The organism is Pseudonocardia xinjiangensis (genome assembly GCF_050948425.1).
GTDB classification, from domain to species: domain Bacteria; phylum Actinomycetota; class Actinomycetes; order Mycobacteriales; family Pseudonocardiaceae; genus Pseudonocardia; species Pseudonocardia xinjiangensis.
Genome location: NZ_CP192009.1, coordinates 6,862,895 through 6,882,062, shown reverse-complemented (window position 1 = coordinate 6,882,062; position 19,168 = coordinate 6,862,895). Strand labels below are relative to the sequence as shown.

16 protein-coding genes are annotated in these 19,168 nt (G+C 73.8%); 8 read left to right on the top strand and 8 right to left on the bottom strand.

The features are described 5' to 3' along the window. Window positions 1-15: 15 nt before the first annotated feature. Together ACQPZA_RS32380 and ACQPZA_RS32375 are read right to left on the bottom strand one after the other, a co-directional pair. Window positions 16-858, bottom strand: coding sequence for a M23 family metallopeptidase (locus ACQPZA_RS32380; protein WP_312859423.1), 843 nt, complete (start codon window positions 856-858; stop codon window positions 16-18). Window positions 859-1,196: 338 nt separating this feature from the next. Beyond that, window positions 1,197-2,156 carry an esterase/lipase family protein gene (locus ACQPZA_RS32375; RefSeq protein ID WP_169399006.1) on the bottom strand — a complete coding sequence of 320 codons (960 nt, stop codon included), beginning with the start codon at window positions 2,154-2,156 and terminating at the stop codon, window positions 1,197-1,199. A gap of 204 nt (window positions 2,157-2,360) precedes the next feature. Between ACQPZA_RS32375 and sucC the strand changes: the two genes are divergently transcribed. The 4 genes from sucC (at window position 2,361) to ACQPZA_RS32355 (ending at window position 7,775) form a co-directional block, all read left to right on the top strand. Then, window positions 2,361-3,530 (top strand): ADP-forming succinate--CoA ligase subunit beta, encoded by a 1,170-nt coding sequence (gene sucC, locus ACQPZA_RS32370; RefSeq protein ID WP_169399005.1) that lies wholly within the window; start codon window positions 2,361-2,363, stop codon window positions 3,528-3,530. 3 nt (window positions 3,531-3,533) lie between these two features. Next, window positions 3,534-4,421, top strand: coding sequence for a succinate--CoA ligase subunit alpha (gene sucD, locus ACQPZA_RS32365; protein WP_433275867.1), 888 nt, complete (start codon window positions 3,534-3,536; stop codon window positions 4,419-4,421). Between the two features lie 170 nt (window positions 4,422-4,591). Further along, on the top strand, window positions 4,592-5,668 hold the full coding sequence (locus ACQPZA_RS32360) for a DUF5336 domain-containing protein (protein WP_433275866.1): 1,077 nt from the start codon (window positions 4,592-4,594) through the stop codon (window positions 5,666-5,668). A 124-nt stretch (window positions 5,669-5,792) separates the two neighbouring features. Continuing rightward, window positions 5,793-7,775 carry a cell division protein PerM gene (locus ACQPZA_RS32355; RefSeq protein WP_433275864.1) on the top strand — a complete coding sequence of 661 codons (1,983 nt, stop codon included), beginning with the start codon at window positions 5,793-5,795 and terminating at the stop codon, window positions 7,773-7,775. A 38-nt stretch (window positions 7,776-7,813) separates the two neighbouring features. Here the strand turns inward: ACQPZA_RS32355 and ACQPZA_RS32350 are convergent, their stop codons facing one another. Together ACQPZA_RS32350 and ACQPZA_RS32345 are read right to left on the bottom strand one after the other, a co-directional pair. Then, window positions 7,814-8,197 carry a hypothetical protein gene (locus ACQPZA_RS32350; protein ID WP_433275862.1) on the bottom strand — a complete coding sequence of 128 codons (384 nt, stop codon included), beginning with the start codon at window positions 8,195-8,197 and terminating at the stop codon, window positions 7,814-7,816. Continuing rightward, the gene (locus tag ACQPZA_RS32345; RefSeq protein WP_433275860.1) at window positions 8,194-9,306 is read right to left on the bottom strand and encodes a serine hydrolase domain-containing protein; all 1,113 of its coding nucleotides are present in this window, start codon (window positions 9,304-9,306) and stop codon (window positions 8,194-8,196) included. Before ACQPZA_RS32345 ends, ACQPZA_RS32350 begins: the two co-directional genes overlap by 4 nt. 192 nt (window positions 9,307-9,498) lie before the next feature. On the opposite strand from ACQPZA_RS32345, the gene purN reads away from it, so the two are divergent. Together purN and purH are read left to right on the top strand one after the other, a co-directional pair. Further along, the gene (gene purN, locus ACQPZA_RS32340; protein ID WP_169399017.1) at window positions 9,499-10,116 is read left to right on the top strand and encodes a phosphoribosylglycinamide formyltransferase; all 618 of its coding nucleotides are present in this window, start codon (window positions 9,499-9,501) and stop codon (window positions 10,114-10,116) included. Next, a complete protein-coding gene (gene purH / locus ACQPZA_RS32335; protein ID WP_433275858.1) occupies window positions 10,113-11,684 on the top strand; it encodes a bifunctional phosphoribosylaminoimidazolecarboxamide formyltransferase/IMP cyclohydrolase in 1,572 nt (523 codons plus the stop codon). Before purN ends, purH begins: the two co-directional genes overlap by 4 nt. Window positions 11,685-11,804: 120 nt before the next feature. Here the strand turns inward: purH and erm are convergent, their stop codons facing one another. Beyond that, window positions 11,805-12,611, bottom strand: coding sequence for a 23S ribosomal RNA methyltransferase Erm (erm, locus tag ACQPZA_RS32330; protein WP_433275856.1), 807 nt, complete (start codon window positions 12,609-12,611; stop codon window positions 11,805-11,807). Between the two features lie 592 nt (window positions 12,612-13,203). Between erm and ACQPZA_RS32325 the strand changes: the two genes are divergently transcribed. Then, window positions 13,204-13,980, top strand: coding sequence for a hypothetical protein (locus ACQPZA_RS32325; RefSeq protein ID WP_433275854.1), 777 nt, complete (start codon window positions 13,204-13,206; stop codon window positions 13,978-13,980). A 121-nt stretch (window positions 13,981-14,101) separates the two neighbouring features. After that, the gene (locus ACQPZA_RS32320; protein WP_433283085.1) at window positions 14,102-16,015 is read left to right on the top strand and encodes a DNA polymerase Y family protein; all 1,914 of its coding nucleotides are present in this window, start codon (window positions 14,102-14,104) and stop codon (window positions 16,013-16,015) included. 49 nt (window positions 16,016-16,064) lie between these two features. On the opposite strand, the gene ACQPZA_RS32315 is transcribed toward ACQPZA_RS32320, so the two are convergent. The 3 genes from ACQPZA_RS32315 to ACQPZA_RS32305 are packed head-to-tail and all read right to left on the bottom strand — an operon-like array spanning window position 16,065 to window position 19,044. Next, entirely contained in the window at window positions 16,065-16,838 is a 774-nt protein-coding gene (locus tag ACQPZA_RS32315; protein ID WP_312859545.1) for an ATP-binding cassette domain-containing protein, read from the bottom strand. Between the two features lie 41 nt (window positions 16,839-16,879). Next, on the bottom strand, window positions 16,880-17,935 hold the full coding sequence (locus tag ACQPZA_RS32310) for an ABC transporter permease (protein WP_433275852.1): 1,056 nt from the start codon (window positions 17,933-17,935) through the stop codon (window positions 16,880-16,882). Window positions 17,936-17,979: 44 nt separating this feature from the next. Continuing rightward, window positions 17,980-19,044: a sugar ABC transporter substrate-binding protein gene (locus tag ACQPZA_RS32305; protein WP_433275851.1), complete on the bottom strand. Its 1,065-nt coding sequence runs from the start codon at window positions 19,042-19,044 to the stop codon at window positions 17,980-17,982. Between the last annotated feature and the right edge of the window lie 124 nt (window positions 19,045-19,168).

Sequence of the window (19,168 nt, the reverse complement as noted above, 5' to 3'; positions counted from 1 at the left end):
GCGGTGGCACCCGGTCTAGAAGTCGATGCCGCGCTTGCGCAGCCACGGGATCGGGTTGATCTTCGTGCCGCCGCTGTCCCAGATCTCGAAGTGCAGGTGGGGCCCGGTGGAGTAACCGCGGTTGCCCATCTCGGCGATCTCCTCGCCGGCCTTCACCTTCTCGCCGACGTGCACGAACATGCGGTTCACGTGGCCGTACACGCTCTGCGAGCCGTCGGTGTGGCGCAGCACCACCCAGAGGCCGAAGCCGCTGGCCGGTCCCGCCTCCTCGACCACGCCGTCGGTGAGCGCGTAGATCGGGGTGCCGATCGGGCCGGCGATGTCGATGCCGTTGTGGGAGACCCCCCAGCGGGAGCCGAAGACCGAGGTGAGGCGACCGAGTGTCGGGCGCACGAACGCGAAGTCGCCGTACAGGTGCGCCTCGGGGGCACCGTTGGCGAGCGCGGCCTCGATCATCGCCGCCTGGCGGGCCAGCTCGCGGCCCAGGTCCACGGCCTTCGCCAGGTTCTGCACGTCGACCTGCGAGGCGGGGTCCAGCTCGCCGAGTGCGAACGGGTCGGGCAGCAGCTGGTCGCCACCGATCGCGTCGACAGCGGGGCCGGCGGCGGGGGCGTGGGTGACGTCGGCGACGGGGACCAGTGCGCCGATGGCCTGCGGCGCGAGGTCTGCGCCACCGAGCAGCGGCGAGACGAGCGTCTGCCCGGCCGCCACCGCCGCGCCTGCGGCGACCGCGGCGACGGTGGCCCGGCCGCGCAGCGATGCGGTGGGCGGCGCCGGCAGGCGGTGCCCATGGGGGACCGCGACGACGCGCCCGGGCACCGGACGGCCGGGGTCGGCCGCAGTGACCCGGCTGCGCACCGGTGCGGCAGATCGCGCCGGAACCGGTGCGGCGGGTGGCGCCGGAAGGCGGTGCCCGCTCGGGACCGCGACGACACGCTGGGGCGTCGCGCGATCGGGGTTGTCCGCCTGGGCGCCGCTTGGGGAGCGGTGGCGCGCCAAGTCCTGCCCTTCTCGACGTCTAACCGGTGGTGTCCGCATCGGGTCCTGACCGCGCGGGCTGGGGAAACCCGCAGTGGCGATCGGGGTCGCCACCGCTGCTGTCGTGACCGGCCTGTGATCCGGACGGGCGAAACGTAGCGCCGGTGTGGTCAGCGGGCAAATCTGGCGCGGCGTGTCGCGGGTGAATCCCGCGGCGCTCAGGACGCCGGAGAGGCGGGGTGACCGAGCGTGTCGTCCGGGGCCGGTCGTTGGCGTTGACCTCGGATCAACGGGTGAGGCCGGTGGTCCGAACGGGCGAGTGCCGTGGCTACCCAGTGCACCGCTCGAGGATCGATCGGCATGGACAAGTGACCGACGTCACGTAGTTCGAGCTCCTCGACATCGAGGTCCGGATGTATCAGGCGGCCGTTGCGCTGGGGGATGACCATCTGGTCCATGCGGCTCCACACGACGAGGAACCGGGTGGCACAGCGGGGCGCCGGCCTGCGGAGCTCCTCGATCAGGTCCGAGCCCGGCCGGAGCTGGCGCGCCAGCGGGGTCGGCAGCAGATGGGCCGTGAGGGTGCCGCCGTGCGGGCTGCCCAGCGTCACGAGCGTGTCGACGACCGCCGCGCCGCCCATGCGCTGCACGTAGTACCGGGCGATCATGCCGCCCAGCGAGTGCCCGACGATGTGCACCTTCTCGGCGCCGGTGCGCTCCCGCAGTTGCTCCACGTGGCTCCCGAGCTGGTGGGCCGCGGTGCGGATGTCGCCGGTGAAGAGGCTGTAGTTCACCGCGTGCACGGCGCCGAAGCCGCGCCTGCGCAGGGACCTGCGGAACACGGTGAACACCGACCGGTTGTCCATGATCCCGTGCACCAGCAGGATCGGCGTCCCGGCGGCTTCCAGGTCGGTGACGAGGAGGCTGCGCCGCACCGGCGGGAGCGAGTCGGTCCGGTAGCCGCCGGAGTCGGCGAGCTGCTCGCGCAGGAGACCTGCCGGGTACACCACCAGGTGGGCGGCCAGCCACGCCCACTCGACGGCGAGGCCGCGGACTCCTGCCGGGGCGCCGAAGGTGCGTGCGGCATACGCGCCCGCTCGACCGATTTCGATCGCGGTCGTCTGCGCCGCCGCGGCCACCGTGGCCAGGCGGCCCAGTCCCGCCCGGACGAGCGCCATGGGTCGACGGTAGGTGACAGATGCAGATGGCGCCGGTTCCGGATCGTCATGAACGGCGCCGAACCGGACGCCCGATGGCGTGACTGCGGTCACCGGGGCAGCTCAGGGCCGGTACGCGGGGCGTCGCTAGTGTCGCGTCGGCAGGTGATGGCGCGGGCTCCAGGCCCGCAGCGGCACGGCGCAGTGGGGATTTAGGGAGAGCCAGTGGACCTGTACGAGTACCAGGCGAAGGACCTCTTCGCCGCCCACGGAGTCCCGGTGCTGCCGGGCCGGACGGCGGAGACGGCGGACGAGGCGGCTGCGGTCGCGGCCGAGCTCGGCACCGCCGTGGTGGTCAAGGCGCAGGTGAAGACCGGCGGCCGGGGTAAGGCGGGCGGCGTCAAGCTCGCGAAGACTCCGGAGGAGACGAAGGAGAGGGCCGAGGCGATCCTCGGCATGGACATCAAGGGCCACACGGTGCACCGCGTGCTGATCGCCGCGGCCAGCGAGATCGCGGAGGAGTACTACTTCTCCTTCCTTCTGGACCGGTCCAACCGCACGTTCCTCGCCATGTGCTCGGCCGAGGGCGGCATGGAGATCGAGCAGCTCGCCGTCGAGCGTCCGGATGCGCTGGCGCGCGTGCCGGTGGACGCGATCGCGGGTGTCGACAAGGCCAAGGCGGCCGAGATCGTGGCGCAGGGCAAGATCCCGGCGGCGGTCGCCGACGAGGCGGCCGACGTGATCGTGAAGCTGTGGGAGACCTTCGTCTCCGAGGACGCCACCCTCGTTGAGGTCAACCCTCTCGTGCGCGACCCGCAGGACAAGGTCATCGCGCTGGACGGCAAGGTCACGCTCGACGAGAACGCCGGCTTCCGCCACCCCGGCCACGCCGACCTGGTCGACCAGCGCACCGAGGACCCGCTCGAGGCGAAGGCGAAGGCGAAGGACCTCAACTACGTCAAGCTCGACGGCGAGGTCGGCATCATCGGCAACGGCGCGGGCCTGGTCATGTCGACCCTCGACGTGGTCGCGTACGCGGGTGAGAAGCACGGCGGCGTGAAGCCGGCCAACTTCCTCGACATCGGCGGCGGCGCCTCGGCCGAGGTCATGGCGGCCGGCTTGGACGTCATCCTGGGCGACCCCGCGGTGAAGAGCGTGTTCGTCAACGTCTTCGGCGGGATCACCGCGTGCGACGCGGTGGCCAACGGCATCGTCGAGGCGCTGAAGATCCTCGGTGACGCCGCGACGAAGCCGCTGGTCGTGCGGCTGGACGGCAACAACGTGCTCGAGGGCCGCCGGATCCTCGACGAGGCGAACCACCCGCTGGTCACCCAGGTGGACACGATGGACAACGCGGCCGACCGGGCCGCCGAGCTTGCGGCTGCGGGGGTCTGAGTCATGGCGATTTTCCTGAACGAGAACAGCCGGGTGATCGTGCAGGGCATCACCGGCGGTGAGGGCACCAAGCACACCGCGAAGATGCTCGCGGCAGGCACCAACATCGTGGGTGGGGTGAACGCCCGCAAGGCCGGCACCACGGTGACGATCGGGGGCAAGGACCTCACCGTCTTCGGCACCGTCGAGGAGGCGATGAAGGAGACCGGGGCCGACGTCAGCGTCGTGTTCGTGCCGCCGAAGTTCGCCAAGGACGCCGTGATCGAGGCGATCGACGCGGAGATCCCCCTCGCCGTGGTGATCACCGAGGGCATCCCGGTGCACGACTCCGCCTACTTCTGGGCGCACGCCGTGGCGAAGGGGAACCGGACCAGGATCATCGGTCCGAACTGCCCCGGGATCATCAGCCCTGGCAAGTCGAACGCGGGCATCATCCCCGCCGACATCGCCGGCGCGGGCCCGATCGGGCTGGTGTCGAAGTCGGGCACGCTGACCTACCAGATGATGTACGAACTGCGCGAGATCGGGTTCTCCACCGCGATCGGAATCGGTGGTGACCCGGTCATCGGAACCACCCACATCGACGCACTGGCCGCGTTCGAGGCCGACCCCGACACCACCGCGATCGTGATGATCGGCGAGATCGGCGGCGACGCCGAGGAACGCGCCGCGGAGTTCATCAAGGCCAACGTCACCAAGCCCGTCGTCGGCTACGTCGCCGGGTTCACCGCCCCCGAGGGCAAGACCATGGGCCACGCCGGAGCCATCGTCTCCGGCTCCGCCGGCACTGCCCAGGCCAAGAAGGAAGCCCTCGAGGCCGCCGGGGTCAAGGTCGGCAAGACCCCCAGCGAGACCGCCGACCTGATGCGCGAGCTCATCACCGCCGGCTAGTACCGCACCTCCGCGGGGAAGCCACGTTCCGCCCTCACCGGGCCGGAGCGTGGCTTCCCCGACTGCGGAGGGAACCCGGTTCTCCCGGGCACACACCCACCGCCGCTATGGGTTAGCGTTCTGAGACCGCCTGCAACGGACCGCGGAGTCCGCACCGAGGGAGTTCGTTCATGAGTCAGCAGCCCGGGACACCAGGGGCGACACCGGCCCACGGCGCCTCGTCGCCGTCGGGGTCGTCCACGCCACCGGTCACGGGGTCGTCCCCGACGGAGGCCTCGGCGTCAGGCGCCGAGCAGCCCAACCGGACGGGTGCTGCCGACGCGCCCCTCGCCCCCGGCCCGGCGCGGCTGCTGACGCTCGTCGCGGCCGGTCTGGCCCTGGTGATCTACCTCCTGGGCTTCTTCGACAACCTGGGCGGCTTCGCCTCGTCGATCGTCGCGCCGCTGCTGGTGGGCGGTGGGCTCCTGGCCGGTGCGGCGCTGCTGCCGAAGGCCGGACGCGTGCTGGTGCCCGCCGCTGTCGTGGTCACCACCGGCACCTTGCTGCTCCTCCAGCTGGTCACCCTCGGCGTGCCGTCCACCACCGTGGTGGTCGCCCTGGTGCTCGCGTTCCTGGAGGCCGTGGCCGTCATCGGTGCGGTGCTGCTCGACGCCGGGCTCGTCAAGGCGCCGACGCCCCGCTCGCGGCCCGCGCAGGGCCACCCGCAGCAGGGCTACGGAGGCCAGTACCCGCCGCAGGGCTACCCCCAGCAGCAGGGTGGGTACCAGCAGTACGGACCGGGCCAGGGCGGTTACGGGCAGCAGGGTTACGGCGGCCAGCCCGGCTACGGCCAGCAGGCGCCCTACGGGGCCCAGCAGCCCGGGTACGGGCAGCAGGGTTACGGCGGCCAGCCCGCTTACGGCCAGCCCCCTGCCCAGGGCGGTTGGGGTCAGCAGGGCGCTCCCGGCCAGCCCGACCCCGGTGCCCGTCCCGCAGCGGCTCCCAACTGGTACGGCGGCGCCCCGGCCGACGCCACCGCCGACACCCCGTCCCCCGGCACCCCGCTCGCGTCCGGCGCCCCCGGGGCTTCCGACGTCACGGCGGCGTACCCGCAGGGTGAGGCCGCCCCGGCCCAGCCCGGCTGGCAGGAGTCGGTCGAGGGCCGTCACGAGCAGCGCGACACCCCCCAGAACCCGGACGAGGGTCGCGGTGGTGGCGGCGGCGAGCAGACCAGGTTCATCCAGCCCGGCGACCGGTCGCAGAACTGACGGCACCCGGCCACGGCGGTCGCACTGCGTCACCGCGGCCGGGCTTTCGGCCGCATCGCCTGTCGCACGACAGCGCCCGGCGTGCCTGACCCGTCGTGGGGCTCCGCGCTGAGACCCTGAGGCCGTGACCCGCACTCTCGCCGGCCCCGACACCGACCCCGATCCGGACGGCTCCGACGACCCGTCGGACACGGGCGCCGTCGTGGGCCTGGACCGCCTGCGACTGCTGCTGGCCGGTGCCATGGGCACGGTCATCGTCAGCTATGCGCTGCTCGTGCCCGCTGCGGTCCTCGTCATCGCGACCGGGGGCGGCGGCATCTCGATCGACGGTGCGTTCGCCGCCGCGATCCCGCTGTGGCTGGCCGCGCACCAGATCCCGCTCGCGTTGGGTGGCCAGCCGCTGAGCGTGCTGCCGCTGCTGCCGACGATCGCGGTCGCCGGAGTCGTCGTTCTCGGTTCCGGATGGGCGGTGCGCAGGCTCGAGTGCCGGGCCCGCGCCGAGGCCGGAGCGGTGGTGGCCAGCATCGCGGGTGCCCACGCCTCCGTCGCCGTGCTGGGCAGCGCGCTGCTGCCGCGGGCGGCGGAGGTGGTCGTGACCCCGTGGTCCGCGATGGTCGGCGGCGGCCTCGTCGCGGGAGTGGCTGCGACGGTCGGCGTGCTGCGGGCCTGTGGATGGCCGTCGGGATGGCTCGGACGCTTCCCCGGCTGGTTCCGCCCCACCCTGCGCGCCACCGCGATGGCGGTCACCGGGCTCGTGCTCGTCGGGTCCGTGGTCCTGCTGGTGGGCCTGGCACTGGGGGTGGCGGACGTCGCGGCGGCCTACGAGGAGCTCGCCCCCGACTTCGGGGCCGGCCTCGGCGTCACGCTGCTCGCGCTCGCGTATCTCCCCAACGCGGTCATCGCCTCGTTGAGCTGGGCACTCGGCCCCGGTATCGCGGTCGGTACCGGCGTGGCCACCCCGCTTGCCGCCTCCGCGGGGGAGCGTTCGAGCTTCCCGCTCCTGGCTGCGCTGCCGACGTCCGCGCCCCCGGTGTGGGCTGCTGTGGTGTTCTTGTTGCCCATTGCCGTCGGGGTGCTGGCCGGGCGTGCCTGCCTGGCCGCCACCGGTGCCGCGGCGCGGCTGCGCGCGGTCGCCGCAACCGGGGTCCTCACGGCCGTCGCCGTCGGGCTGCTCGCGTGGCTGGCCGGGGGACGGCTGGGATCCGGGCCGTTCGACCCGGTACGGCTGTCCGGGCTGGTGGTGCCCGCCGTTCTGCTGTGGGTCGGCGTGCCGATGGTGGTCGTGGTGTTCGTCCGGCTCCGCCGGGAAGAGGATGCCGGGGCGGCCGAGGCCGAAGCCGCGGTACCGGCTTGCACCATGGCCGAGGGCACTGCGCCCGTCCGCGGGGAGGACGACGCCTCCGCGGACGAGGCGAGCGGCGACATCCCGACCGCCGATCCCGATCCCGATGCCGGTGACCAGGACCGGGCCGAACAGCGCAGCGAGGACCGGCCGGACGAGGACCCGGCGACGCCGGCACCGACCACCGAGGCGTCGGACCAGGGAGCGGCCGAGGGAGCGGTGGACGATGAAGCGGCGAGCGACGGGGACCGGCCCGACGGCGAGGACCACCGGCGCTCCGGCAGCCGGAGCGCCGACGCCCGACCGGCCACGTCTCCTGACGAGCACCCCGGCACCGGGCGGGCCCTGCCCCAGCGGGTGGGCCCGCGCCGCGTGCCGCCCCAGCGCAGCGCCCCCCGCCGGGCAACCCCGAAGCGGACCGAGCGCGACCGGGGGCGGGAGCTGTCCGACCAGCCACGGGCGGGAGCCGGGCAGGCCGCCCGCGAGGCTGCCGAGCGGGCCGAGAAGAAGCGCTGGTGGGGCAAGCGGGAACGCACGGAACCGGCGGCTCGCGCCCAGGCCGCCGCGCCCGACGGCACCGTTCGCGGCCGGGTGGTCCCGGAGCAGCGGGGCCCACGCACCGTCGGCGAGCTGGTGGCCCAGCGCGAGCGGGAGGCGGCGCGGCGGGCGGCGGCGGAAGGGGACGGCGCGGGGCCCGAGGCCGGACGGACCGGTTCGCAGCGCCGGCCCCGCGACACCGGGACGCGTCGGTCCGAGGAGCGCTGACCCGGAGACAGCCGAGGCGCAGCGCCCGTCCGTCCCGGTCAGGCGAGCACGACGACCAGGCACAGACCGACCCCGGCGTAGGCGGCGCCGAGGAACGCCCGGCGTCTCGGGTCCCGGACCCGTCGCGCGGGACGGCCGTCGGTGCCGGGGACGGCCCAGCCGAGCGCGGGCCAGCGCAGGACCGCCCCGGCGATCCCGACACCGACGGCGGCTGTGGCTGCCACCCACGCCCAGGACAGCAGGCCGGGCGGCGGCACCACCGCGCGTACGACCGCCAGGATCACGACGGCGTCGACGGTCGAGCTGATGAGCACCAACCGGTCGGGGGCCGCGTACGTACCCCGCGACCACGCTCGCAGGACCTGCGCGCCGACGTACCACGCCGACGCCGACCAGACCACGATCCCCACCAGCTGGCTCACGCGGCACCCCCGATGCGCTCGAGCAGAGCGAACCCCGCCGTCGTCGCCCGTCCCGGTGGCTCCCCGACGGCGGACAGCAGCACGACGGCCGTGCCCGCCGCACGGTCGATCCCGATGAAGGACGTGAACCCGCCGGTGCCGCCGTTGTGCCAGACGACGGACCGCTCGCTTCCTGGCACCACGGTGGTGATCCAGGCCCAGCCGATCCGATCCTCGTCGAGTACGCCACGGGGAGAGAGCGCGCCGATGCCGGGAGCCGCGCCGACGACCAGCGCGCGAGCGAGGATGGCCATGTCGGACACGTTCGCGCGCAGGCCGCCCGCCGGCCCGACCGCCTCGCCGACCCACGGGTCCGCCAGGCGCCCCCCGGCGGTCTCACCGCGCAGGTCACGGGGGCCCAGGTCGGCCGGTGAGACGGGCACGCTCGTGTCACTCATGCCGATGGGTGTGAGCACCCTCTCGGCCAGCAGCCGGGGGAAAGGAGTCCCGGCCGCCCCGGCGAGCGCGGCGCCCAGCAGTTCGAAGGCGACGTTGGAATAGGTACCGGGCGGGGCGCCGAGTTCGGTCCCGCCGAGGTCGGCGAGCCGCTGCGCGACCGTCCCGTCGTAGGGGTTGCCCGCGGTGAGTGAGCTCCAGACGTTGTCGACGAACTGACCGGCGGTCGAGGGTTGCGGCGGGAGGCCGGACGCGTGGGTCGCAAGCTGCGCGAGGGTCACCTCCGCGACCGGCCCGTCGAGAGTGACGAGATCTCCGACGCGGGTCTCGGGGGAGACTTCACCGCTCTCGATCATGTCCTCGAACAGCAGACCCGTGAGGCCTTTGCTGACCGAGCCGATCTCGAAGCGATCCTCGAGACCTGCGCCGACCGCCGCGGTCCGGACCTCCCCCGCGGTGACGACCGCGACGGCGAGGGCGGGCCGGTCCTCGCCGACCACCTCCCGGGCCAGTGCGGCGAGCGCAGCGTCCCCGACGTGGCCGGCGGGGAGCCGGCTCGGAGCAGGCCGGGCCAGCAGCCCGACGGTGAGGGCGAGCACGATGCTCACGGCGGCCACCCCGGCCGTCGCGCCGCGCCGGGTGGGTGATGCCTGCCCTGCCCGGACCCGCTCCATTCGTCCGATATTACGGATTTGCGTAATATCTGCAAGGGACGCGTGGCCGACGATCGCGGCTCGGCCGTCCGGCGTCGCGGGGGGAGGTGGGCGCCGGGGGCGGTGTGACCTGCGCCGCGGCCTACGCTGGTGGGGTCATCCGCCGAGTCGAGGAGTCCCCGCTTGCCCGCGTCGCCGAGTCGTACCTACCGGGTGGATCTCCCTGTTCCAGCCAGGCTGGTCGTCCTGGTCTCCGGTTCCGGCACGCTGCTGCAGGCGCTGCTCGACGCCACGGCCGGGGCCGACTACCCGGCCCGCGTCGTCGCCGTGGGAGCCGACCGCGGCGACATCGAGGGACTGGCCCGCGCCGAGCGCGCCGGCATCCCCACCTTCGTGGAGCGGGTGACCGACCACCCCGACCGCACCGCATGGGACGACGCGTTCACCAAGGCGGTGGCCGAGCACCGTCCCGATCTCGTGGTCAGCGCGGGGTTCATGAAGATCCTCGGACCGGGTTTCCTGAGCGGCGTCGGAAGCCCGATGATCAACACTCATCCCGCGCTGCTGCCCGCCTTCCCCGGGATCCGGGGAGTCGCCGACGCGCTCGCGTACGGCGTCAAGGTCACCGGAGCCACCCTGCACCTCGTCGACCACGGCGTGGACACGGGCCCGGTGCTGGCCCAGAGCGCGGTGCCCGTCGAACCGGGCGACAGCGTCGAGTCGCTGCACGAACGCATCAAGATCGAGGAGCGGCGGTTGCTCGTGGGCACCGTCGCCGCGCTGGCCCGGCAGGGAGCCACCGTGACCGGACGAGAGGTGACCATCCCGTGAGCTCCGCCGAGACCCCGGCGCGCCGTCCCGTACGACGCGCACTGATCAGCGTCTACGACAAGACGGGGCTGACGGACCTGGCCACCGGCCTGCACGGCCTCGGTGTCGAGATCGTGTCCACCGGCTCCACCGCGCAGCGCATCGCCGAGGCCGGCGTGCCCGTCACACCCGTCGAGGAGCTCACCGGCTTCCCCGAGTGCCTCGACGGCCGCGTCAAGACGCTGCACCCGCGCGTGCACGCCGGGCTGCTCGCCGACACGCGGCGTCCGGAGCACGTCGAGCAGCTGCGGGAGCTCGGGATCGCCCCGTTCGACCTGCTGGTGTCCAACCTCTACCCGTTCACCGAGACGGTCGCCTCCGGCGCCTCGCCCGCCGAGTGCGTGGAGCAGATCGACATCGGGGGCCCGGCGATGGTCCGCGCGTCGGCGAAGAACCACGACAGCATGGCCGTCGTCGTCGAGCCGGCCCGCTACGACTGGGTGCTCGAGCAGGTGAAGAACGGCGGGTTCGAGCTCGCCGACCGCCGGCTGCTCGCCGTGGCAGCGTTCCGGCACACCGCCACCTACGACATCGCCGTGGCGTCCTGGATGGGTGATGTGCTCGCCCCCGACCCCGGCGGCGAGGCCTTCCCGTCGTGGGTGGGCGCCTCGTGGGAGCGCGCCACGACCCTGCGTTACGGCGAGAACCCGCACCAGGCGGCCGCGCTGTACGTCTCGGGGCGGCCCGGCCTCGCCGAAGCCGAGCAGCTGCACGGCAAGGAGATGTCCTACAACAACTACACCGATGCCGACGCCGCCTGGCGCGCGGCACACGACCACGACGCCCCGTGCGTCGCGATCATCAAGCACGCCAACCCGTGCGGTATCGCCGTCGGCACCGACATCGCCGATGCCCACCGCAAGGCCCACGCCACCGACCCGGTCAGCGCCTACGGCGGCGTGATCGCGGTCAACCGCGAGGTGAGCGTGGAGATGGCCGAGCAGGTCGCCGAGGTGTTCACCGAGGTCGTGCTGGCCCCGTCCTACGCCGACGGCGCGCTCGAGGTGCTCACCCGCAAGAAGAACATCCGCGTGCTGCGGATGCCGTCGGAGCTGCAGCGGGCCGGAGCCGAGATGCGTGCGATCTCCGGTGGCGTGCTCCTGCAGCAGCGCGACACCATCGACGCCCCCGGCGACGACCCCACCTCCTGGCAGCTGGCCACCGGCGACCCCGTGCCCGCCGACGTGCTGGCCGACCTGGCGTTCGCCTGGCGCACCTGCCGCGCGGTGAAGTCCAACGCGATCCTCCTGGCCTCGAGCGGCGCTGCCGTCGGGGTCGGGATGGGCCAGGTCAACCGGGTCGACGCGGCCCGGCTCGCGGTCGCCAGGGCCGGCGACCGGGCCCGCGGCTCCGTGGCGGCGTCCGACGCGTTCTTCCCGTTCCCCGACGGGTTGCAGGTGCTGCTCGACGCCGGCGTCCGCGCGGTCGTGCAGCCGGGTGGTTCGGTGCGCGACGACGTGGTGACCGCCGCAGCTGCCGCCGCGGGCGTCCCCCTGTACCTGACGGGCACCCGCCACTTCGCCCACTGACCCGCCCCGCCCGCCCCGCCCCGCGAGTCGCCCGATTCCGCCCCGCGAGTCGCCCGGTTCGTGCGCGCGAGTCGCCCGGGTTCGGCCGGCGAGTCGCCCGGTTCGCGTGCGCGAGTCGCCCTACCGGTGCGTCCTCGTCTCGTGGGGACGGGCCGGTCGGGCGCCCGGGTGAGGGCGCGGCGTGCTCCGGAAGAGCGACGCCCAGTGCTGCGCTGCCAGATCCCGCGCCCGCACCGATCCGCTCAGCCCCTGCGCCGTCAACCAGGCCCGGATCCCGGGGTGTGACCGCCGCAGGGTGGTGACCAGGCGGTCTCCGCCGAACGCTGCCCGGACCAGTTGCTGGTACCGGACCCGGTCCGCCCGACCGACCAGCTCGCGCTCCCGCCGGGTGACGACGAGCACGCCACCGTCCACTCCGGGCCGGGGCCGGAACGCGGCTGCCGGCACCCGCTCGGCCAGCGCGAACTCGTACCACGGCCACCAGCTCGCCGTGAGCAGCGTCGTCCCGCCGACCGCGGCCCGTTTCCGCGCGACCTCCCACTGCAGCAACAGCACCGCGGTTCCCCACCCCTGCTGCGCGAGGAGGTGGCGCAGCACCGGTGTGGTGATGCCGAAGGGCACGTTCGAGACGACGTGGTGGTCGCCGGCGAGCCGGAACCGCAGCATGTCCTCGTGCAGCACGCGGACTCGGTGGCCGAGCGCGCGCCGCAGCTCTGCGACCCGCATCGGGTCCAGCTCGACGGCGGTGACCGAGCCGGGCCGGGCGGCAAGCTGCCGGGTCAGGGCGCCGTCGCCGGCGCCGAGCTCCAGGACCGCCCCGGGCGGCACCAGGCCCGCGATGCGGGCGGCGACGCGCCGGTCGGAGAGGAAGTTCTGGCCGAGCTCGTGGCGGCCGCCGGTGGAACGGTGCGGGATGGACGAGGACATGGGTGACCTGCGCTTCGCGTCGATCGGGATGGGGGATCCGGATCGGACGGCGCGCGGCGGTGCGGCCCCGGGAGGGGCGGAGGATCAGCGGCGCGGCGTCCGGGAGGGGCGGCGCAGCCGGTAGTAGGTGCATCCCACGGTGACGACGTTAGCGGGCGGCGCCAGCCGTTTTCCGAGGTTGATCGTGCGGAGGGAACGCGAGCTGAGTGGGGGCGACTCGCGCACGCGAATTGGGCGACTCGCGGGGCCGAACCGGGCGACTCGCGGGCCGAAACCGGGCGACTCGCGCGCGGGAATCGGGCGACTCGCGGGCCGAAACCGGGCGACTCGCGCGCGGGAATCGGGCGACTCGCGGGCCGAACCGGGCGACTCGCGCGCGGGAACGGGGCGACTCGCGGGGCGGAATCGTGCGACTCGCGGGGCCGAACCGGGCGACTCGCGGGTGGGAACGGGGCGACTCGCGGGGGGTGTCGTGCCATCGGGTGATGCGGCGGCGGAAGCGTTGGCGTGACCAGCGGGAACGACTAGACTTCGAACGTACGTTCGATGATCGCCGACCTTCCCCGCGGCGTGGGCGTCTGGGGAGGCATGGGTGCGTGATGCGGTGGCTGCCACGGCGGCGCAGGGCCTACCGGTGGATCCGGGGAGCCGGTTGGAGCTGGCCAGAGGGCTCCTCCGGCGCATGGAGGGGCGTTCGGGAGGCGCGCGGCCGGTGTCCGCCGCCGAGGTGGAGGACGGCGTGCTGCCGGTGGTCGAACCGTTGGCCCGGTTCCTGCCGGCAGGTGGGTTGCGCCGGGGGACCACGGTCGCGCTCCCGGCCGTTCCGGGCGCCACCTCGCTGCTGCTCGCGTTGCTCGCCGAGGCGTCGGCCGGTGGCGCGTGGGTGGGAGTGGTCGGCAGGCCGGGGCTCGGGCTGCTGGCCGCCGCCGAGGCCGGGGTGCGGCTGGAGCGGCTGGCGCTGGTCCCTCATCCGGGCGCCGACCTGATGGCGGTCACGGTCGCGCTGCTGGACGGGATGGATCTCGTCGTGGTCTCGGGAGCCGCGCGGGCCGGGGTGCGTGCCGCCGACCGGCAACGGCTGGCGGCCAGGGCCCGGCAGCGGGGTGCCGTGCTGCTGGCTCTCGGCCAGTGGCCGGGCGCGGATGTGGAGCTGAGCTGCGCCGACACCCGGTGGCAGGGGCTGGAGGCCGGGGCCGGGCGGTTGTGTTCCCGCCGGGTCCGGGTGCAGCTGCGGGGCCGCGGGGTCGCACCGGCGGGACGCGCGGCGCGGTTGCTGCTGCCGGCACCGGGGAGCGCGGTGGCGGGTGTCACGGAGAGCGCCGCGGAGCAGCCGGTCGGCGCTCCCCTCGGCGACCGGGTGGCGGGATGACGAGGGAGGGGCGCCGGGGCGAAGTGGCTGCGCCGGGGGCCGCCGGGGCACTGCCGTGAGCGGGCCTGTCACGCGGGTGCTCGCGCTGTGGTCGCCCGACTGGCCGGTCACGGCCGCGGCCATGGCCGCCCACGTCCCTCCGCACCGGCCGGTCGCGGTGGTCGTGGCCAACCGGGTGCTGGCCTGCTCGGCGGTCGCCCGTGCCCACGGCGTGCGCCGTGGCCTGCGCAGGCGGGAGGCGCAGGCCCGGTGCCCCGAGCTGGTGGTGCTCGACCGCGACCCCGATCGCGACGCCCGTGCCTTCGAGCCGGTCGTGGCCGCGGTCGAGGAGCTCGCGCCGGGGGTGGAGGTGGTGCGGCCGGGGCTGGTGGCATTGGCGGCGCAGGGCCCCGTCGGCTGGTTCGGGGGTGAGCAGGCGGCCGCGGAGAAGCTGGTCGACCAGGTCGCCGCCCGCACGGGCGTGGAGTGCCAGGTGGGCGTGGCCGACGGGTTGTTCGCCGCGGTGCTCGCGGCGCGCCGCGGCCTGGCCGTCGCGCCCGGCGACACTCCCGCGTTCCTCGCGCCGCTCGGCGTGGAGGAACTGGACCGCGAGCCCGACATCGACCGCTCCGAACTGGTCGGGCTGCTGCTGCGGTTGGGGCTGCGCAGCCTAGGAGCTCTCGCGGCGCTCGACGCCGAGGACGTCGCCTCCCGGTTCGGCGCCGACGCCGTGCTCTGCCACCGGCTCGCCCGTGGCCTCGACCCCCGGCCACCCGTGCGGCGCAGGCCGCCGGAGGAGCTCACCGTGGAGATCGAGCTGGACCCACCCGTCGACCGCGTCGACGCCGCCGCCTTCGCGGCCCGCGGGCTGGCGGAGCGGCTGCACCGCACGCTGGCCGGCCACGGGCTCTCCTGCACCCGGTTGGGCGTCGCCGCCCGCACGGTGGCCGGGGAGGAGCTGCACCGGATCTGGCGCTGCGCCGAGCCGCTCACCCCCGCCGGCACCGTCGACCGGGTGCGCTGGCAGCTCGACGCCTGGCTCACCCGCTCGCGGGCCACGGCCGCCGCAGCCGACGGGCCGGGCGCGGTGTCGCGGCTGTGGCTGGTCCCGGAGGAGACGGTCGGGGCGGGGGCACTGCAGCTCGGGTTGTGGGGTGAGGTCGGTGAGGCCGACGAGCGGGCGGGCCGGGCGCTGGTGCGGGTGCAGGCGCTCCTCGGTCCGGAGTCGGTGTTCACCGGGGTGCTGGTGGGTGGGCGGGATCCCGCCGAGCAGATCCGGCTGGTGCCGTGGGGTGACGACCGGGCGCTCGACTCCGGACCGGCGGTGTCGCCGGCCGTGGCCACCGGCGAGGTGTGGTCGGAGCTCTGGACGCCCGGGACGGCGACGGCTCCCGCGGCCCGGACCCCGGCGGGCGACGCGGGGCAGGAGCCGGGGGTGACCGGCCAGGGGACCGGGCCCGCGGCGGCTGCGCCGGGTCCTGCGGGCCGGGCGGAGCCGGTGCGTGGAGCGGGCGGTGCTGCTCCCGTGGATCCGGCACCCGAGGCGGCCGCAGCCTGGCGTTCCGCGGCGCCTGCGGGGTGGCCGGAGGACGTGGTGCAGGAGACCGGGCGGGTGTCCGCCGCCGAGGTGGCCGCCGCGGACGGGAACGGGGGGACGGCACCCTCCACGAACCGGTGGCGCCGGGTCCCCGTCCCGCGTCGCCCCACCGGTCGTCCCGCGGTGCCCGACCCACCGCCGTCCTGGCCGGGGCGGCTGCCCGCGCCGTCCCCGGCGACGGTGCCCCCGCAGCCGCTCCCCGCAGAGCTGGTCGACGCCACGGGGGTCCCGGTGCGGCTCACCGCGCCCGACCTGCTGTCCGCGCCTCCCCACCACCTCGTGGTGGACGACGGGAACCCGCAGATGGTGCAGGGCTGGGCGGGTCCCTGGCCGTTGCACCAGCGGTGGTGGGTGGGCGAGGGGTCGAGCAGCAGGCTCCAGGTCGCCGTGGACGGCGGCGTGGCGCTGCTGCTGCTCGCCCGGGAAGGGAGGTGGTGGGTCACGGGCATCTACGACTGACCCCTGTGCGCGGACGCGGGTGCGGGAGCTCGTGTCCGCGCACGGGGCCTCAGGCCACGGGCGGCGGCGCCTCCGTGGCCCCCGTCATGATCGCGACCGCGTCCGACATCGTGTGGGACTGCGGGGTGATCACCGCGGCGCGCCGCCCGAGCCGCTGGATGTGGATCCGGTCGGCGATGTCGAAGACGTGCGGCATGTTGTGGCTGATGAGGATCACCGGCAGGCCGCGGTCGCGGACGTCCCGGATGAGCTGCAGCACCCGGTTGCTCTCCTTCACGCCGAGCGCCGCGGTCGGCTCGTCCAGGATCATCACCTTGCTCCCGAACGCGGCCGACCGGGCCACGGCCACGCCTTGGCGCTGGCCGCCCGACAGGCTCTCCACGGCCTGCCCGATGTTCTGCAGGGTGGCGATCCCCAGCTCGCTCATGTGCCGGCTGGCCTCGTCCTTCATGCGCTTGCGGTCGAGCATCCGGAACACCGAGCCGAGGACACCGGGCTTGCGCACCTCCCGGCCGAGGAAGAGGTTGTCGGCGATGTCGAGGCCCGGTGCCACGGCCAGCGACTGGTAGACGGTCTCGATCCCGGCCCGGCGGGCGTCCATCGGGTTCTTGAAGTGCACCTGCTTGCCGTCGAGCAGGATCTCGCCGCTGTCGGGGATGATCGCCCCGCACAGCGCCTTGATCAGGCTCGTCTTGCCCGCGCCGTTGTCGCCGATCACGGCGAGGATCTCACCGGGGTAGAGCTCGAGGTCGCCGCTGGCGATGGCCGTGACCATGCCGTACCGCTTCACCAGGCCCTTCGCCTGCAGCACCGGCTCGCGCACCGGGCTCTTCTGCGACCCCGCCTCCGCACTCGTCTCGGCGGTCATGCGCGCACCTTCCTGATCCACTGGTCGATGGAGACCGCGACGAGTACGAGCAGGCCGATCGCGCACCCCTGCCAGACGACGTCGACCCCGCCGAGCTGCAGGCCGTTGCGGAAGACCCCGACGATGAGCGCACCGACGAGCGTGCCGAGCACCAGGCCGCGTCCGCCGAACAGGCTGGTACCGCCGAGCACGACGGCCGTGATGGAGTCGAGGTTGTACTCGACCCCGACGTTCGGGCTGGCCGAGGCGAGCCGCCCCATGAGGACCCAGGCGCCGATCGCGTAGAGCAGCCCGGCCACCGTGTAGACGGAGAACAGCACGTGCCCGGTGCGGATGCCGGCCAGGCGCGCGGCCTCGATGTCGTCGCCGGTGGCGTACACGTGCTTGCCCCACGCGGTGTTGGACAGCGCGTACCAGAACACGGCGAAGAGCAGCAGCATGATGATCGAGCCGTAGGTGATCCGGAAGCCGCCGAGGCTGAAGGTGGTGCCGGTCCACGTCATGATCGACGGCATGTCCGAGCCGCGCACGGTCTCGCTGCGGGACACCACGGAGTTGAGCGAGAAGAAGATGCTCAGCGTGCCGAGGGTGACGATGAACGGCGGGAGCCCGAGCCGGGTGACCAGCAGCCCGTTGATCGCGCCCATCGCCGTGCCCAGCACGAGACCGATGACCAGCGCGAGCGCCCCGGGCACGCCGAGGTCCGTCGCGAGGTTCGCCATCAGGATCGAGGAGAACACCGCGATCGCGCCGGCCGACAGGTCGATGCCCGCGGTGAGGATGATCAGGGTCTGACCCAGCGCCAGCACCGCGATGACGGTGACCTGGGCGAGCACGAGCCCGAGGTTCGCCGCCGAGAGGAACCGGCCGCTGACGATCGAGAACACGATGATCGCCAGCACCAGCACGGCGAGGGGCCCGAGGATCGGGTTGGCGTGCAGGACGTGCTGGATGCGCTGGAGCGGTGACTCCGATCGGCGCTCGTCGAAGCCCGTGGCCCCGGGGTCGGGCACCGTGGCGGTTCCCCCGCCGGGGGACGTGTCGTTCGCCATGTGGATGCACTCCTTCGTGCGTCAGGCGTGAGGGGAGCCGGGGATCAGCCCCAGCAGTTCGCTGCTCCGAAAGCGGTGTCCTTGGAGGGGACGCCCGGCTGCGGCTGGTCGGTGATCAGCTCGACGCCCGTGTCGTAGAAGCTCTTGCCCGCCGTGGTCTCGGGCTTGGTGCCGTCCTTGGCGAACTTCGCGATCGCCTCGATGCCGAGCGAGGCCATCTTCAGCGGGTACTGCTGCGACGTGGCGCCGATCGCGCCGGACTTCACGGCCTCGACGCCGGGGCAGCCGCCGTCGACGGAGACGATCGTGACGTCGTTCTGCCGGCCCGCCGCCTTCAGCGCCTCGTACGCGCCGGCTGCGGCAGGCTCGTTGATGGTGTGGACGAGGTTGATCGACGGGTCCTTCTGGAGCAGGTTCTCCATCGCGGTGCGCCCACCCTCCTCGGCGCCGTCGGTGACGTCGTGCCCGACGATGCGCGGGTCGGACTCGTCGCCGATCCGGGTCTTGTCACCTACGTCCACGCCGAAGCCCTCGAGGAAGCCCTGGTCGCGTTGGACGTCGACCGACACCTGGTTGGCGCTGAGGTCGAGCATCGCGATCCTGGCCTGCTTGCCCTCGGCGTCGAACTTCGCCTTCGCCCACTGCCCGATGAGCAGCCCTGCCTGGTAGTTGTCGGTGGCGAACGTGGTGTCGGCGGCGTCGGCGGGGTCGATCGGGGTGTCGAGCGCGATCACGAGCATCCCGGCCTGCCTGGCCCGGTCGAGGGCGGGCACGATGGCCTTGGAGTCGTTCGCCGTGATGAGGAAGCCCGACGCTCCGGCCGAGATCAGGTTCTCGATCGCCTGCACCTGCGACTCGTTGTCGCCGTCCTGCTTGCCGGCGAACGTCTGCAACTGCACGCCCTGGGTGGCGGCCGCCGCCTGCGCGCCCTCCTTCATCTTCACGAAGAACGGGTTGGTGTCGGTCTTGGTGATCAGGCCGACGACCGGTTGGCTCCCGCTCGCGGCGCCGCCCGTGTCGCCGCCCCCGCACGCGGCGAGGGCGAGCGCCGCAGCCATCCCGGTGGCCAGAGCGGCCGCCCGGCGTCGTGCTGTCCATGCCTGGCTCATGTGCTGCGACCCTTCGTCATCATTGACATCTGGTAGCAAACTAGACAACGTTGTCAGCGACTGTGACCGCTTTGCGGCGACTTCACAAGGCCGGGTCGCCGTCGAGCAGTAACAACTTGGCAAC